The organism is Winogradskyella schleiferi (genome assembly GCF_013394655.1).
In the GTDB taxonomy this organism is placed as follows: domain Bacteria; phylum Bacteroidota; class Bacteroidia; order Flavobacteriales; family Flavobacteriaceae; genus Winogradskyella; species Winogradskyella schleiferi.
This window is the reverse complement of sequence record NZ_CP053351.1, coordinates 3,980,277-3,996,158: the sequence shown is the minus strand read 5'-3', so window position 1 is coordinate 3,996,158 and position 15,882 is coordinate 3,980,277. Positions and strand designations below refer to the sequence as shown.

Sequence of the window (15,882 nt, the reverse complement as noted above, 5' to 3'; positions counted from 1 at the left end):
TTTTTAAAACCTCCAACCCAGAGTAGCACCTAATCGTGGTACAAACTCAGTCCCAATATCGTTGTTAGAAGTTGAAATGTTTCTACCAACACCTCCAAAAACTTCAAATAAAAACCCTTTTTTACTTACAAATTTTCCGCCGACAGCCATTCCAAAAGCGATGCTATTAGAAGTTTCATCGGAGTAGACATACTCATAGTCATCAAAAATGGGGTCATAGATATAGATTTCATCTCTGTCTTCTTGAATGCTATACATGCCAAACGCTTCTAAGAAAAATCCCCAAGCGTATCTACTTGAAAAATAACGTCTGTAATAAGGTGTAAAGGCAAATTTTTCGGCGTAAACAGGTCCGTCTTCAAAATCTCTATCTTCTTGATCTTGTAGATTAAAAAGTACAGTAGCTCCTATCGAAGATTCTGAATCAATTAAATACTCATAGGAGAAATCTACAGATTTAAAAATAATAAGGTTAAAAGCGTTTACCTTAACTTCATGCTGTCTTATGTTTTCTTGAAGGTCATCTTGAGCAAGAGTTGCCAAGGATGTAAATAGGAGTATTCCTAATAGGGCTTTTTTCATAAGTCGATTTTTTTTATTCAATTCTTTTTTAATCAAAAATTTCACCAAGAAATGGTGAATAGTTTTTTATTAGATACCAAAAGTATGAAAAGGTTGCGTGAGAAAAATATTATTTTTTATGAGAATTTAGAAGTATGCTTTCAACTGAATCGTTCCAGTATGGATAACATTTGAAGTCTCCGATTTCCGTCCGAAGTAATTCAAATTCAAATCTAAATATTTGGTCAATTTCTTTTGTGCCAATAAGCTCCAGGTAAAGTTTTTCCCTGGTTGCAAACCTTCAAGCATTTGGTAACCAATTGGCGAATTGGAATTGCCTTCAAACTCATTTTGAAAATAGTTAAATTCTCCTGTCAATGCTATTTTTTGTGCATTATTGTAGGTAAAGGACAAACCATAATTATTCTGTGCCAAAGACTCTAAACTTCCAATGGTATTTTCTTTGGACGTGTATTGATAGAATACATCAAATTGGGCATTTTCGCTAAATAAATAACTGATTTTTGGATTAAATTGATAATTGTCAAGGGTGTAATTTCGATTGGAAAAATTTTGGCTTCTACTCTCATCTTTTCCTAAACTGGCCAAGGTGTTTACCAGCCAATTCACATTGAATTTATGATTGAAGTTAACCTGATGACTGTTGGTTTTGTTTTGTTGTAACCTTGTAGAAAGTAAATTCCGGCTCTTATTGGTTAGAAACGTATAAGATGTGGTATAGCGTTGTTTGCCGCGATTAAAAAACAGAACATTTCTAATACTATAATTTATGGATACGAAATCTTCAATATCCAAATCATCCTTTAAAGCTTCAAAGGGATTCAAATTGAATGAATTTCCGCTTTTAAACTTTTTACTATCCACAATAAACGAGGCTTGGTCGTAGAAATGAGACCAAAATTGTTTCGATTTATTCTCAGAAACATTCCAAGATTGCGGATTTATGGTAATCGTTTGCCCGAAACGATTTTGATGGGTCTGCACAAAAACCTGATTGGGCAACAAGACTCTAATATAACTACCTTGGTCTGCAAATTGTGCAATTTCAAATTCGTCTAATTCTTGTATGCCATTTTCGTTGTAGTCAATCCAAGTGTAAGCGCCTTGTCCTGCTTCCACTTCAACATAAGTAAAATCTTGTTGGGCCAAGGTACCGGAATTGGTTTCGTAATTGGTATTTAATATGATGAGGTTATTGAATAATTTTTGATTGAAATTCAAGCGGCTATTCAAACTTTGCTCATTATCTATGTTATCATCTTTGGATTTTAAATCCCTATAATTGGCATACAATTGAAGTGTTGTATTTTTATTCTGAATCAACCGCGATTTTAAATAATAGGTGTTCGAACTATTAACACGTTCTAGAGTATTATTTCGTAAACTGTCATTAAAACGTTTGATATAACCGACTTCCGCAAATACCTTGGTGCTATCTCCAATGCCAACAAACGCCTCGTAAGCCTTAAATTTTTGACTCAACGGTGTTAGGGAATCGGTTGCAATCACGCGTTGTTCATTATCTTCCGTCGAAAATTTTACGCCAGCCCATTTGTTGTTCTCGCCATAAACTACACGATTGAAAGACCTTAAAAATGTAGAACGATTAATGGTGCTTTCATTATTTAAAACACTGGAATTTGAAAAAATCTTGAAATTACCCAATCTTAAATTAGCTGTAATATTATGACGATTACCATTAAAGTTTTCAGAATAGTTTAAATGTTCAAAATTATAAGTGGCTATGCCTTTTTTATAATGTGCTAGTTTTACTCCAGATGTAAATAACAACTGATTCCCAAAATTAAAATTCCGTTGGTTACCTTCTGGTGTGTCCAAGTTCCAATCACGTCCAAATTCCGCCCTATACAAACGTTGAATGGTTCTAAAATCCTTTTGAATAAAGTCGGCATCAACGAGTGCAGATAGATTCCAAAGACTATCCGATTGAATTATCTTTTGTTTTAATGTTAATTTTCCAGCGTAACCATCATTATTACCATCATCTAAACTCGAAAATAAATTATTATCATTTTTGCTTCCGGCCAATTCAAAAAAGACATCTGTTTTTTCGCTTGGGTTGTATTGCCCATTAATTATGGCAATTTGCAAACGCTCTGGTGCTACAAGTTGAATAATAGGTTCGAAATTGCCTTGAGGAACACCAGCAATTGGTGGCACATATTCATAAATATTATTAATGGCATTGGAATTCGTCAATACATAATTTCCTTGATTAGCCCCAACCAATGTAAACCTAACGCTGAATAATTCATCTTCAGGATTATTGGAATACACTAAAATTTCTTCAGTGCCAACGATTTCTTTTCGATATAAAATCCGATTATCAGAAAACGTAGCTAATGCCGCAGAAGGTGCTGTCATTAAATTTTGATTGTCTCCTGCAGCAGCTAAAATCTGGGTTTGTTCCGAAGATAAATTTTGTTGTAAAGGTTGGTTTTTAGCATCACTTTCAGAATAAATGGACACATTTAGTTTTAAGGTTTCGGTGTTATAATTGGCACCACCAAAAACGGTAAACCTGGAATAATTCCGTTCACTAAATTGGTAATCGACTGTAATTCGCATTTCGGAAGTAATAGGAAATGTAGAGTTGAAAATAATTTCGCCAGCATTATAATCGATAATATAATCGTTGTTTTCGCCACGTTCTAAAGGGATGCCATTAACATAAACGGTTTCACTACCTGAAACGATAAGCACGTACAATTCATTATTGGAACCACGTAATTTGTAGGGTCCTTGATTCCCTTCTTGTGCGGTGAATTGTGTCGTCGTAAATTGACCTCGCACCAAAGCTCCAGAAGCAAAAACAGATGTTTTTTCACTCAAATTGGCATTGACTAACAAACCTTGAACTCGTTTTGAAAAATTTGCGAAATAACTTTTGGTGTTTTCCAAATCGATATCTCCAGCTCTTATATTCCAATCGTCGCTAAACAATTCAATAAATACCTGGTCAAATTCGTCTAAACGTTGTGAATAACCACTTTCTTGTAGCGGAATGTTCGCATCTTGAATAGAGGCCCTCAGCGAGACTTGATCACTCAGTTTTCCGGAAATCTGTAAATCGAGTTCACTGTTCAACACCGAATTCTGATTGTTACCAATGGTAACACCTCGCGAAATACTTCCTGAAGTCGTCAAACCATCAAAAGGTGTAAAATTATTTTTCTTAGTTGTATTTTGTAAAGTGTACAATTGCTGAAATTGTGATGAACGCTCAACAATAATAGCATCGTCCAATTGTCTGTAAACCTTAGTTAAAAATTTCGGATAACGTAAATACGAAATTTGAATGGTATCAATTTCAGTAGGTTGTTTGAAACGCAAAATGGCTTTCGCAAAATCAACAGTATATAATATTGAATCCAAGATTTTATTATCTTTTGTTCTAACAGAAAATCGTGTGGGATTGATGCTTACGGAATCAATTTGAATAGAATCCTTTACGGCTACTTTCTTTTGTCTAAAATTAAGGTCTTGCTCTTGGGAAAACCCCAAAAAACCAGATACAATTAAAAGAAAAAGTAGTGCGTTTTTCATGTAGTTTAATAACTGTTTTAAGCGCAGAATATTTTACGGTTCCAGTTGTTTAGAACTTTTCGTTAAAACATGCTTAAAATAATGGTGTAAAAGTAGCGTATTATTTAATTTAGGCATTTGATAAAAAAATGCAAAAGTTTTGTAATTACGTGACACAAATTGATAGTGTGTTATTTTTCCCAACGGAAAAGGAATTCGTGGTTATCAATAGTATTTAAAAAATGGGTATTCATTTTAAATCATTTCGTATCGACTGTTATTAATTCAGCCGCGAATTTCACGAATTGTCACGAATTCATTAGTTATTGAAATAACGAATTAAATTATTGACTATCTATTTCACGAATAAAACAGACTGAAAGTCTGTTTAAAAATCCTATTGATTTCGGTCAATAGATGTTTAGTCAACTTATTCACAAAATAAAATTCGTGTATTTATGGCATTAGGATTACATGTTTTTATTTTTGTCACGGAATAATAAAAATTTTAGATTATGAAAATAGCTTCTTACAACGTAAATGGTATCAGAGCAGCCGTAAAAAAAGGTTTTGTGGACTGGTTAAAAGCCACAAATGCTGATGTTATTTGTTTGCAGGAAATTAAAGCGATGGAAGAACAACTTGACCTAGAATTGTTTACCGAAGCAGGTTATGAGTATAATTATTGGTACAGCGCGCAAAAAAAAGGCTATAGTGGCGTTGCTATTTTATGTAAAAAGAAACCAAATCATATTGAATTCGGAACAGGAATAGAATCCATGGATTTTGAAGGTCGGAATATCAGAGTCGATTATGATACCGTTTCCGTAATGAGCATGTATTTACCATCTGGAACTAATGACGCCAGATTATCGCATAAGTTTGAATATATGAATCTCATCCATGAGTATTTAAATGAACTTCAAAAGCAAATACCAAACTTGGTGGTTTGTGGTGATTATAATATTTGCCATGAGGAAATAGATATACACAATCCAAAAATGAAAGGTGTTTCAGGGTTTTTACCAGAAGAACGCGAGTGGTTGGGCGAATTTATTGACAGTGGATTTATCGATAGCTTTAGATATTTACATCCTGAGCGTCAGGAATTTTCTTGGTGGAGCTACCGCGCAAATGCAAGAGCCAATAACAAAGGTTGGCGATTGGATTATGCCATGGTTAGTGAACCCTTGCAAGAAAAAATAAAACGCAGCGTTATACTAACCGATGCGGTTCATAGTGACCATTGTCCAATATTGTTGGAATTAGATTTATAAATTAAACTTAACCTAAACTATAAAACATGATTAAAAGAATTTCATTATTAGCCCTAACTCTTGCATTATTCAGCTCGTGTGTGTCAAAAAAAATATACACGGATTTAGAAGATAAGTACACCAACTTAAAAAAGGAAAATCGAAGCTTAACGGACGAAGTGGAAACCTTGTCAAGTGAAAACACAAAACTTTCTAATGATTTAAATGAACTAAAAACAGCTTATGATGAAGCCGTTGCTGAACGCGATAAATTGCAAAGTGATTATGCGGCCGCTAAATCCAATCTAGAAACGTTGAAAGCATCATACAAAGCTTTGGAAGAAAATAGTTCGGCTTCGATTGCTAAAAATTCGCAAAAAAACAGAGAGCTTTTAGCACAATTAGAAGCGAAGGAGCAAGCCTTAGCAGCAGAAAATGAACGTTTAAATACCTTAAAGCAAGAATTGGAAAACCGTTCAAAACGTGTTGCAGAATTAGAAAATGTGATAGCTTCAAAAGATGCTGCTATGAACAAATTAAAAGATGCTATTTCTAAAGCTTTAACCAATTTTGAAGGTAAAGGGTTAACGGTAGAGCAACGCGATGGCAAAGTTTATATTTCTATGGAAAATAAATTGTTGTTTGAATCTGGAAGTTGGTATGTAGGTGCACAAGGGAAACAAGCCGTAAAACAATTAGGAAGTGTTTTGGCTGAAAACCCTGAAATTTCAGTATTGATTGAAGGTCATACCGACAATGTTCCCTACAAAGGTAATGCCCAATTGAGTGGTAACTGGGATTTATCTGCAAAACGTGCGACAGCCATTGTGAATATTCTTAGAGAAAATGATGCTATCAATCCCGAAAATCTAACAGCAGCTGGTCGCGGGGAATTTGCACCAATCGCAACTAATGATACTGCGGAAGGAAAAGCTAAAAATAGACGTATTGAAGTGATTTTAACACCTAAGTTGGATGAGATTTCTAAACTTTTGAATGAAATTTAAAAGTCTGATACCCGTCTGAGACGAGCGCCAACTAGGAGAAAGAAGGACGCAGCAATCTTTTAAAATATAACTCAAATTTAACAGATTGCCTCGTCGCTAAAAAGCTGCTCAAAATGACATATTAACAAACATTTAGACCTCACAGATTACAAAAACCTGTGAGGTCTTCTTATATTTATGTTTTTAAGTTTAACCAAAAAGAGATTCCCGCTTTCGCAGGAAATAATATGAAATACACAACACTACCAAAAACAAATATAAAGGTCAGTAAAATATGTCTAGGCACGATGACATGGGGCAATCAAAATACCCAAAACGAAGGCTTTGCCCAAATGGATTATGCCTTAGACAAAGGCGTTAATTTCTTCGATTGTGCAGAACTATACCCTGTGCCTGCCACAAAAGAAACTTATGCGGAAACCGAACGCATCATAGGAAATTGGTTTACAAAAACGGGAAACAGAGACAACGTGGTTTTGGCTACAAAAATTGCGGGTACTGGAGACTATACAGCACATATAAGAACCAATGGTTTTAGTAAAGCAGCACTAAACGAAGCGGTCAATAATAGTTTAAAACGATTACAGACGGATTACATTGATTTGTATCAACTGCATTGGCCAGAACGTGATACCAACACTTTTGGAACGCGAGATTATAAACCTAATCCAAGTGATGAATGGGAAGATAATTTTAATGAAATTCTTCACAATCTAGATGCAATTATAAAATCAGGAAAAATAAGACAAGTCGGCATTTCTAATGAAAAAGCTTGGGGAACCATGCGTTATTTAGAAGAGTCCAAAAAGCACGATTTACCAAGAATGGTTACCATTCAAAATGCATACTCATTGATAAACCGTGTTTTTGAAGGTGATATGGCAGAAATTGCACATAGAGAAAAGATTGGGTTATTAGCTTATTCGCCAATGGCATTTGGTGTGCTATCTGGCAAATACATTAAAGGTAAAGATGACCAGAAATCAAGGTTAAATATGTTTCCAAGATTTGCACGTTACAGTAGTGAACAAGCTACCGAAGCTGCCAAACGCTATCTTAAAATAGCAGAAGCTAATGAAATGTCTTTAGCACAAATGGCATTAGCCTTTGTAAACGAAAGACCATTTATAACCAGTAATATTATTGGAGCAACAAGCATTGCCCAGTTAAAGGAAAATATTGATAGTATTCATATTTCACTTTCTGACGATGTTATGAAAGCAATAAATGCAGTGCATGCTGAAATACCAAATCCCGCGCCATAACCAAACAAGTTAGCGCTCGTCTCCGACGAGTGCTATTTTAAAAATAAAATTTCTTCAGAAATTTGTATCTTACTCTAAATGAGCAGAAAATACAAATTCCATAACAAGTCCGGTTTATACTTCGTGTCCTTCGCTGTAGTTTATTGGGTGGATGTATTTACAAGGGAATGCTATTTCAAAGTTTTAGCAGATAGTATTAGCTATTGCAGAAAAGCAAAAGGTATGGAATTGTATGCGTATTGTTTTATGTCCAACCATGTGCATTTCATATTTCGTTCTTCTGAAGATAAACCCATGGAATTATTGAGGGATTATAAAAAATTCACAGCCAATAAAATCATTGAGACCATTGAAAATAATTCGAAGGAAAGTCGGAGAAAATGGTTGTTGTCCATGTTTATGAAAGCAGGAAAAGAAAAAAGTAATGTAACTAAGTATCAGTTTTGGCAACATAATAATCATCCCATTGAATTATGGAGTATAGATGTTATTAAACGATATATCAATTACATTCATAATAATCCTGTTAAAGCTGGATTTGTAGTCAATCCTATTGATTGGAAAATTCTAGTGCTCGGAATTTTCAGGATGACCATTCGGTTTTAGAGATTGATGATGCTGGGTTACTTGGTTAAATACATTAAACATTCGTTGCAACGAATAGTTTGAAAAAGCACTCGTCGGAGACGAGCGCTAACTCGTAAATGTTGGCGCTCGACTCAGACAAGTGCCATTTTTCTTTTTATATTTTAATCTGTCGATTAATCTGTTCCTGTAAAGAAATAAAGGTCTCTGTTCTAGAAACGCCTTTTATACTTTGGATTTCAGAATTAAGCACATGCATTAAATGCTCATTATCTTTCGATAGAATTTTAATGAAGATGGACCAATTTCCTGTGGTGTAATGACATTCAATCACCTCAGGAATTTTTTGTAATTGCTTTACGGCTTCAGGATTGCTGATGGCTTTATCAAGAAAGATACCAACAAAAGCCATGGTGGTATAGCCTAAAATTTTTGGGTTGATTATAAATTTTGAACCTGCTAAAAGTTCAGCTTTTTCAAGCTTTTTAATTCGTTGATGAATCGCAGCTCCAGAAATTCTGACGTTACGGGCGATTTCAAGAATTGGCGTTCTAGCATCTTCCATTAATGCACGTAGAATCTTTTTATCAATACCGTCAATATAAATGCCTTTGTCGTTAATCTTCATTGAAAACTTGTTTCATTTCCATGAAAATGGAAATCTTATTGTTACATATAAAAAGCTAAATATAAGAAAACGTTTCAAATCGAAACAATAAATCGTCTTGGTTCTCGATTCTAATAGTCCGATAGTTATCGGGACGGTCTAAAATCTTATCGACTCAAAGATTCAAAGGATTATAACCTAAATAAGGTACTTCATGTTCATTGAAAACAATATCATAAGATTCTAATTCCTCTAAAATAGGCGTGTAAACTTCTTTGGTAATTGGGATTTGAACTCCTGGTGTTTTTATTTTGCCATTCAGAATGGCTAAGGTGGCGATGGCGACTGGTAAGCCTACGGTTTTAGACATAGCTGTATAGGTTTGGTCTTTACCGAGTACAACCATTGTGGAATCTATTTGATGTTTTTCGCCATTAAGTTCGTATCCAAATTTATGGTACATCACAATCATATCTTTATCGTCTGGACTAAGCGTCCAGCTATCCATTAAAATTTTCTGAAGAATTTGCGCAGGTGTGGCTTTGTCTAATTCCACCATTTTTTCAGGATTAAAAATATCAAGTTCTAAAAATTTGTCCCAAACGATGTCATCTTGATCAATTTTAAGTGCATGTCTAAATTTAAGTTCAACAGAATCGGTTGGACTGTACGGTAAAAATGCATTCACAAAATCCCGATAGCTCATATTGATGCTATCGTCAATGGTGTAGCTGTCGTCCGTCATTCCTAATTGCACAAAAACATTCCAAGCTCTGCTAAACCCAACACGTCGCATGGTGCCTCTATAGAGTGTTTTTATATGGTCTAAGCCATAAACATGTTGGTATTTTAAAGAGTCTCTGTTGGCATAACCTTCAAAACGTCCGTAACCTTCAACGTCCAAAAATTCTGTTCTTCTAAATAAGCGATTGTAAGGAATGTATTTGAATTGGTTTTCTTGTAAAAATTTGGCGGCTCCGCCTTGTCCTGCAACCACAACATTTCTTGGGTTCCATGTAAATTTATAGTTCCAAAGGTTGTTGTCGCTTTCGGGAGCTACCAAACCACCTGTAAAGGATTCAAACAAAATCATTTTGCCGCCTTTATCCCTTATCTGATTAATGACTTTCATGGCACTCATATGGTCTAAGCCAGGATCAACTCCAATTTCATTCATAAAAATAAGATTGTTGGCTTTGGCATGGTCATCTAAAGCTTGCATTTCTGGGCTAACGTAAGAAGCCGTAACCATATTCTTTTTGTAAGTAATACAATCTTTCGCAACTTCAATATGAAAACGAGCTGGAAGCATGGAAATCACAATATCTGCTTTTTTAACGGCAGCGACTCTAGATTCGGCATTAAACACATCTAAGTGAATAACATCGGTATTTGAATGAGTGCCAACCCAATTTTTAGCATTGTCCACATTGAGATCGCCAATTGTAATATGTAACTTTTCAGATTGGGATTTATCGAGTAAATATTTTATAAGATAGGATGAAGATTTACCTGCACCAATGATTAAAATGTTTCGCATAATGAGTTTATATAACTAATTTTGTGTGCCACGAAAGTAATAAATAGAATAGGCAATAAAAACCGAAACCGCATTTTACTTATGAACAAGACACTATTAATTACAGGATCTATTTTAGGAATTTTGGGAATAATTTTAGGAGCATTCGCGGCTCATGGTTTGGAGAAGTTGGTTGATGCAGATGCTATTAAATCTTTTGAAACTGGCGTACGATACCAAATATATCACGCGTTTTTTCTTTTAATTTTGGGTAGTACTTCATTTGTGAATTTAAAAACCAAGAAAGCGATATTCTATTTGGTTCTTTTTGGTGTGGTTTTTTTCTCAGGTTCGATATACGGATTGGCTACCAATGTATTGTCAAGTTTTGATTTTAAGACTATTGCGTTGATAACTCCAATAGGAGGGTTGCTCCTTATTGTGGCTTGGATCGTGATGTTGGTCGGTATAATTAGAAGTAAGGTCGATTAATGACATTCATTAGTATTGTTTCAAAATAAAATTTTAATTTTGCAGCACTAAACAACACAAAAATTATGGCAAACCATACCCAATTTACGAAAACGATTTCGTTAGATCAATATGGAATTAAAAATGCAAAAGTCAATTATCAACTATCTTCAGATGAACTGCATGCTGAAACTATCTCTAAAGGACAGGGTGTAGAATCTTCCTCAGGTGCTTTAGCGGTCAATACAGGTGAGTTTACTGGGCGTTCTCCAATGGACCGATTTATTGTAAAAGATGACATCACAAAAGAAAAGGTGTGGTGGGGAAATATCAATATTCCGTTTGAGAGTGATAAATTTCAGAAGCTTTACGATAAAGTTGTCGATTATTTATCTGAAAAAGAAATCTATGTGCGCGACAGTTATGCATGTGCAGACGAAAACTATAAGTTAAACATTAGAGTTATTAATGAGTATCCTTGGAGCAATATGTTTGCTTACAATATGTTTTTGCGTCCTACGGAAGATGAGTTAAAAGATTTTTCTCCAGAATGGACTGTGGTCAATGCACCAGGTTTTATGGCAGATCCAGAAGTGGATGGCACACGTCAGCATAACTTTGCGATTCTGGATTTTACACGTAAAATTGCTTTAATCGGTGGTACAGGTTATACAGGTGAAATTAAAAAAGGAATTTTTTCCGCTTTAAACTTTATTCTTCCTGTATTTAAAAACACATTACCAATGCATTGTAGCGCCAATGTTGGTAAGGATGATGATACCGCAATTTTTTTCGGTTTGTCTGGAACAGGAAAAACAACACTTTCTACCGATCCTAATCGCAGTTTAATTGGTGATGATGAACATGGCTGGACCAAGGAAAACACGGTTTTTAATTTTGAAGGTGGTTGTTACGCCAAGGTAATTAATCTATCTCAAGAACAAGAACCAGAAATTTTTGCTGCAATTAAGAAAGGAGCAATTCTTGAAAATGTAATCATGGATGATAAAGGCAATGTTGATTTTGCCGATACCTCAATTACTCAAAATACAAGAGTAAGTTACCCCATTTACCATATCGATAATATTAAAGAACCTTCGATTGGTAAAAACCCAAAGAATATATTTTTCTTAACGGCTGATGCTTTTGGAGTGTTGCCTCCAATTTCGAAATTAACGCCAAGTCAGGCTGCATATCACTTTATTTCTGGTTACACGGCTAAAGTGGCTGGAACGGAAGCAGGAGTGGTGGAACCAGTACCAAGTTTTTCGGCTTGTTTTGGAGCCCCTTTTATGCCGTTGCATCCAACAAAATATGCTGAAATGTTAAGCAAAAAAATGTTAGATGCTGGAGTAAATGTTTGGTTGGTAAACACAGGTTGGACAGGTGGTCCTTACGGCGTTGGTACACGAATGAAATTAAAATATACCAGAGCCATGATCAATGCCGCTTTAAACGGTGATTTACAAGATTATACCTACGAAGATTACCATATTCATTCTGTTTTTGGAGTGGCACAACCAAGAACTTGTCCTGGAGTACCAACCGAAGTGTTGAGTCCAAGGGCTACTTGGGATGATGATGATGCTTACTATACTATGGCATTTAAACTCTCTAATGCCTTTAGGGAAAACTTTAAAAAATTTGAGTCTTATGCCTCTGAAGAGGTGAGGCGAGGAGGCCCTCAGCGTTATGCTTTCTAAATGCTAACAATAAAAATTAAAAAAGCGATTCTATATTCAGAATCGCTTTTTTAATGTTTAATTATATTTAGATCATTAAATGGTCTTGATTGATGTGATTTAACTTTCTGACACTACTTATTTAAATTTTACCTGCTCACCATTTGTAATACCGTTAGTTATTGGAACGGCAATAATTTTAGTGCTAACTATATTTTTTGGAAATGTTTACCTGTAAGTTATGTACTTTCTGGAAAGAAACTCTTTTTGAATTTGAAGTTCTTGATTTTGTAGGAATTTAGGATTCTGGTGCCAACTCAACTTCCAACCCTTCCATTTCTGGTGTCATTTGAATTTGGCAACCCAAACGGCTGTTATCTTTTACATAGAACGCTTCGGAAAGCATAGCTTCTTCGTCATCTTGCATTTCTGGTAATTCTGTTTCACTTAGTACGTAACATTGACAAGACGCACACATAGCCATACCACCACAAACACCAATAGTACCTTCTGGCGCAAGCTCATAAGAACGAACGACTTCCATTAAGTTCATTGCCATGTCGGTTGGCGCTTCAATTTGATGTTTTACACCATCTCTATCTATGATTGTAATATTTATGTCTTGTTCCATGTTTATTTTAAGAAGACCTTTCGACTGCGCTCAAGGTGACAATGTTATTAAATTTAATCTATAGCTTTAACTACCGCTTTTGGTGCTTCTTTACGTGTACCATCAAACCCATTGACTCCCGAAACGGTCGTGTATTTTAATACATATCGTTTCCCAGGATTTATAATTTGATAAGCGGCTTGACACATTAAGGTTGCTTCATGAAAACCACAAAGAATCAATTTCAATTTCCCTGGATAGGTATTCACATCTCCAATAGCAAAAATACCAGGAATATTCGTTTGGTAGTCCAATGAGTTATCAACTTTAATCGCATTTTTTTCAATCTCAAGTCCCCAATTTGCAATAGGTCCCAATTTAGGAGACAACCCGAAAAGTGGAATAAAATGATCACATTCCACTTCAAATTCCTTTTCTATATGTTGTGCTTGGTTTACTACAACAGCCTTTACTTGTTTGTCTCCGACTATTCCAACAACTTCAGCAGGCGTAACTAGATTTATTTTTCCTTTATTTTTTAATTCTTGAACTTTTTCTACGGAATCTAAATGGCCTCTAAATTCATTTCGTCTGTGAATCAATGTGACGCTAGAAGCCACATCACTTAAAAAGATGCTCCAGTCTAAAGCTGAATCACCTCCACCGGCAATCACAACCTTTTTATCTCTGTAGATTTCAGGATCCTTAATAATATACTCAACACCGTTGTCTTCAAAATCCTTGATATTATGAATTAAAGGTTTTCTTGGCTCAAAACTACCTAAACCACCAGCTATGGCCACAACTGGAGCTTGATGTTTTGTACCTTTATTTGTAGTAACGATAAATGTTCCGTCGTCTTGCTTTTCTATAGTTTCGGCTCTTTCTCCCAATGTAAATCCAGGTTCAAACTGTTTACACTGTTCCATTAATTTATCCGTTAAATCTCCAGCCAAAATTTCTGGATAAGCTGGAATATCGTATATCGGTTTTTTAGGGTAAATCTCAGAACATTGTCCACCAGCTTGCGGAAGTGCATCTATTAAATGGCATTTTAGTTTTAAAAGTCCGGCTTCAAAAACCGTAAAAAGTCCTGTTGGACCAGCGCCAATTATAAGTATATCTGTTGTAATCATGGATTTAAAATTGAAATCAAAATTAAGAATGTCTTTTCATTCGGAATGTGACAAATATCACATTACTTTTCTACATTAATAACTTTTTCTATTTGTGGAGCATATTTCTTTATGGTCATCTCTACACCAGACTTCAAGGTCATCTGGTTAACACTACAAGATGTACAGGCACCAACTAATTGAACTTTTACAAACTTACCATCTTCAATGGACAACAAGTCAATATCTCCTCCATCACTTTGCAGAAATGGACGGATTTCATCTAATGCTTTTTCAACATTTAATCTAAGTTCTTCTGAGCTCATTTACTTTTTATTTACAGCAGAACATCCTGCCATTGTGGTAATTTTTATTGCTTCTGTAGCTGGTAAAGCTTCGTTTCTATTTACTACTTGTTGTACGACTTCTCTTGTTATGGTTTCAAAAGCGGCTTCAATTGGAGTTGCGGTTTGCATGGCAGCTGGTCTTCCTAAATCGCCAGCTTCTCTTATGCTTTGTACCAAAGGCACTTCGCCCAAAAATGGCACTTTTAAATCTTCCGCCAAATGCTTTGCACCTTCTTTTCCAAATATATAATATTTATTTTCAGGGAGTTCTTCGGGAGTGAAATAAGCCATGTTTTCTATGATACCTAAAACCGGCACATTAATACTGTCTTGTTGAAACATCGCCACACCTTTTTTAGCATCTGCTAAAGCCACATTCTGTGGTGTACTTACTACAACAGCTCCAGTGATTGGCAAAGCTTGCATGATACTAAGGTGAATATCTCCAGTTCCTGGAGGTAAATCGAGCAATAAGAAATCTAATTCGCCCCAAGCAGCATCAAAAATCATTTGGTTCAATGCTTTAGAAGCCATTGGTCCTCTCCAAATCACCGCCTGATCTGGTTTTGTGAAAAAGCCGATAGATAATACTTTAACTCCATAATTTTCTACGGGTTTCATTTTAGATTTTCCATCAACATTTACAGATAGTGGACGCTCATTGGCAACATCGAACATAATTGGAATTGATGGTCCATAAATATCAGCATCTAAAACACCAACCTTAAATCCCATTTTCGATAAAGTGACCGCCAAATTTGCAGTTACTGTAGATTTTCCTACACCTCCTTTTCCAGAAGCAACGGCAACAATGTTTTGAATACCAGGAATCGCTTTTCCTTTAATCTCATTTTTAGGTGGAGCAGCTGGGGCGTCAACTTTAATGTTAACTTTTATTTTTGCTTTTTCATAAACTTTTCTGTGTATGGTTTGCAAAATTTCGACTTCCGTTTTTTTCTTTGCTTGAAGACTTGGATTTTTAATGGTAATGTCCACAATCACTTCATCTGCAAAAGTTACCACATTAGTTACGGCACCACTATCAACCATATTTTCTCCTTCTCCAGGCGCTGTTATGGTTTTGAGTGCATTGAGTATATCTTGTTTGTGTAATTTCATATATAAAAAAATAAAGAAAATTGAGGCTAAAATACAGACTCAAATTTTTTCTTATTAAGATTAATTCTAAATGCAAAGGTACTTAATAAACCTTGAAGTTTAAAGTGTTGGGATTGCTATTTCTTATGGTAGAATTTGAATTGATTATAAACGAATTACATAAAAAAATAA

Annotated in this window: 14 protein-coding genes; 6 read left to right on the top strand and 8 right to left on the bottom strand. The window is 35.1% G+C overall.

Annotation, left to right across the window (positions count from 1 at the left end):
* Nucleotides 1-3: 3 nt before the first annotated feature.
* Both HM990_RS17235 and HM990_RS17230 read right to left on the bottom strand, forming a co-directional pair.
* A complete protein-coding gene (locus HM990_RS17235; protein WP_178990761.1) occupies nt 4-582 on the bottom strand; it encodes a DUF3575 domain-containing protein in 579 nt (192 codons plus the stop codon).
* A 126-nt stretch (nt 583-708) separates the two neighbouring features.
* Nucleotides 709-4,149: a hypothetical protein gene (locus tag HM990_RS17230; RefSeq protein WP_178990759.1), complete on the bottom strand. Its 3,441-nt coding sequence runs from the start codon at nt 4,147-4,149 to the stop codon at nt 709-711.
* A gap of 494 nt (nt 4,150-4,643) precedes the next feature.
* Here HM990_RS17230 and HM990_RS17225 point away from each other — a divergent pair, with 494 nt between their 5' ends.
* From HM990_RS17225 to HM990_RS17210, 4 genes are all read left to right on the top strand, one after another.
* On the top strand, nt 4,644-5,405 hold the full coding sequence (locus tag HM990_RS17225; protein ID WP_178990757.1) for an exodeoxyribonuclease III: 762 nt from the start codon (nt 4,644-4,646) through the stop codon (nt 5,403-5,405).
* 26 nt (nt 5,406-5,431) lie between these two features.
* The gene (locus tag HM990_RS17220; RefSeq protein ID WP_178990755.1) at nt 5,432-6,391 is read left to right on the top strand and encodes an OmpA/MotB family protein; all 960 of its coding nucleotides are present in this window, start codon (nt 5,432-5,434) and stop codon (nt 6,389-6,391) included.
* A 227-nt stretch (nt 6,392-6,618) separates the two neighbouring features.
* Entirely contained in the window at nt 6,619-7,656 is a 1,038-nt protein-coding gene (locus HM990_RS17215) for an aldo/keto reductase (protein WP_178990753.1), read from the top strand.
* Between the two features lie 78 nt (nt 7,657-7,734).
* The gene (locus HM990_RS17210; RefSeq protein ID WP_317166915.1) at nt 7,735-8,262 is read left to right on the top strand and encodes a transposase; all 528 of its coding nucleotides are present in this window, start codon (nt 7,735-7,737) and stop codon (nt 8,260-8,262) included.
* A 136-nt stretch (nt 8,263-8,398) separates the two neighbouring features.
* Here the strand turns inward: HM990_RS17210 and HM990_RS17205 are convergent, their stop codons facing one another.
* Both HM990_RS17205 and HM990_RS17200 read right to left on the bottom strand, forming a co-directional pair.
* Nucleotides 8,399-8,869, bottom strand: coding sequence for an Lrp/AsnC ligand binding domain-containing protein (locus HM990_RS17205; protein WP_178990751.1), 471 nt, complete (start codon nt 8,867-8,869; stop codon nt 8,399-8,401).
* Between the two features lie 154 nt (nt 8,870-9,023).
* The gene (locus HM990_RS17200) at nt 9,024-10,388 is read right to left on the bottom strand and encodes a saccharopine dehydrogenase family protein (RefSeq protein WP_178990749.1); all 1,365 of its coding nucleotides are present in this window, start codon (nt 10,386-10,388) and stop codon (nt 9,024-9,026) included.
* Nucleotides 10,389-10,469: 81 nt separating this feature from the next.
* Between HM990_RS17200 and HM990_RS17195 the strand changes: the two genes are divergently transcribed.
* Together HM990_RS17195 and pckA are read left to right on the top strand one after the other, a co-directional pair.
* The gene (locus HM990_RS17195) at nt 10,470-10,859 is read left to right on the top strand and encodes a DUF423 domain-containing protein (RefSeq protein WP_178990747.1); all 390 of its coding nucleotides are present in this window, start codon (nt 10,470-10,472) and stop codon (nt 10,857-10,859) included.
* A gap of 65 nt (nt 10,860-10,924) precedes the next feature.
* Entirely contained in the window at nt 10,925-12,541 is a 1,617-nt protein-coding gene (gene pckA / locus HM990_RS17190) for a phosphoenolpyruvate carboxykinase (ATP) (RefSeq protein WP_178990745.1), read from the top strand.
* A gap of 277 nt (nt 12,542-12,818) precedes the next feature.
* Here pckA and HM990_RS17185 read toward each other — a convergent pair whose 3' ends face one another.
* The 4 genes from HM990_RS17185 to HM990_RS17170 all read right to left on the bottom strand — a co-directional run bounded on the left by HM990_RS17185 (nt 12,819) and on the right by HM990_RS17170 (nt 15,711).
* Entirely contained in the window at nt 12,819-13,151 is a 333-nt protein-coding gene (locus tag HM990_RS17185) for a 2Fe-2S iron-sulfur cluster-binding family protein (protein WP_178990743.1), read from the bottom strand.
* 53 nt (nt 13,152-13,204) lie between these two features.
* Nucleotides 13,205-14,266 (bottom strand): NAD(P)/FAD-dependent oxidoreductase, encoded by a 1,062-nt coding sequence (locus HM990_RS17180; protein WP_178990741.1) that lies wholly within the window; start codon nt 14,264-14,266, stop codon nt 13,205-13,207.
* Between the two features lie 62 nt (nt 14,267-14,328).
* Nucleotides 14,329-14,571, bottom strand: coding sequence for a NifU family protein (locus HM990_RS17175; protein ID WP_178990739.1), 243 nt, complete (start codon nt 14,569-14,571; stop codon nt 14,329-14,331).
* The gene (locus HM990_RS17170; protein ID WP_178990737.1) at nt 14,572-15,711 is read right to left on the bottom strand and encodes an Mrp/NBP35 family ATP-binding protein; all 1,140 of its coding nucleotides are present in this window, start codon (nt 15,709-15,711) and stop codon (nt 14,572-14,574) included. It abuts the gene before it with no gap.
* Nucleotides 15,712-15,882: the final 171 nt, after the last annotated feature.

Excerpts from the sequence above, each read along its gene's own strand:
- HM990_RS17200 (WP_178990749.1), bottom strand. The coding sequence starts at position 10,388 with ATGCGAAACATTTTAATCATTGGTGCAGGTAAATCTTCATCCTATCTT.
- HM990_RS17235 (WP_178990761.1), bottom strand. The coding sequence starts at position 582 with ATGAAAAAAGCCCTATTAGGAATACTCCTATTTACATCCTTGGCAACT.
- HM990_RS17215 (WP_178990753.1), top strand. The coding sequence starts at position 6,619 with ATGAAATACACAACACTACCAAAAACAAATATAAAGGTCAGTAAAATA.
- pckA (WP_178990745.1), top strand. The coding sequence starts at position 10,925 with ATGGCAAACCATACCCAATTTACGAAAACGATTTCGTTAGATCAATAT.
- HM990_RS17210 (WP_317166915.1), top strand. The coding sequence starts at position 7,735 with ATGAGCAGAAAATACAAATTCCATAACAAGTCCGGTTTATACTTCGTG.
- HM990_RS17220 (WP_178990755.1), top strand. The coding sequence starts at position 5,432 with ATGATTAAAAGAATTTCATTATTAGCCCTAACTCTTGCATTATTCAGC.
- HM990_RS17195 (WP_178990747.1), top strand. The coding sequence starts at position 10,470 with ATGAACAAGACACTATTAATTACAGGATCTATTTTAGGAATTTTGGGA.
- HM990_RS17205 (WP_178990751.1), bottom strand. The coding sequence starts at position 8,869 with ATGAAGATTAACGACAAAGGCATTTATATTGACGGTATTGATAAAAAG.
- HM990_RS17230 (WP_178990759.1), bottom strand. The coding sequence starts at position 4,149 with ATGAAAAACGCACTACTTTTTCTTTTAATTGTATCTGGTTTTTTGGGG.
- HM990_RS17180 (WP_178990741.1), bottom strand. The coding sequence starts at position 14,266 with ATGATTACAACAGATATACTTATAATTGGCGCTGGTCCAACAGGACTT.
- HM990_RS17175 (WP_178990739.1), bottom strand. The coding sequence starts at position 14,571 with ATGAGCTCAGAAGAACTTAGATTAAATGTTGAAAAAGCATTAGATGAA.
- HM990_RS17185 (WP_178990743.1), bottom strand. The coding sequence starts at position 13,151 with ATGGAACAAGACATAAATATTACAATCATAGATAGAGATGGTGTAAAA.
- HM990_RS17170 (WP_178990737.1), bottom strand. The coding sequence starts at position 15,711 with ATGAAATTACACAAACAAGATATACTCAATGCACTCAAAACCATAACA.
- HM990_RS17225 (WP_178990757.1), top strand. The coding sequence starts at position 4,644 with ATGAAAATAGCTTCTTACAACGTAAATGGTATCAGAGCAGCCGTAAAA.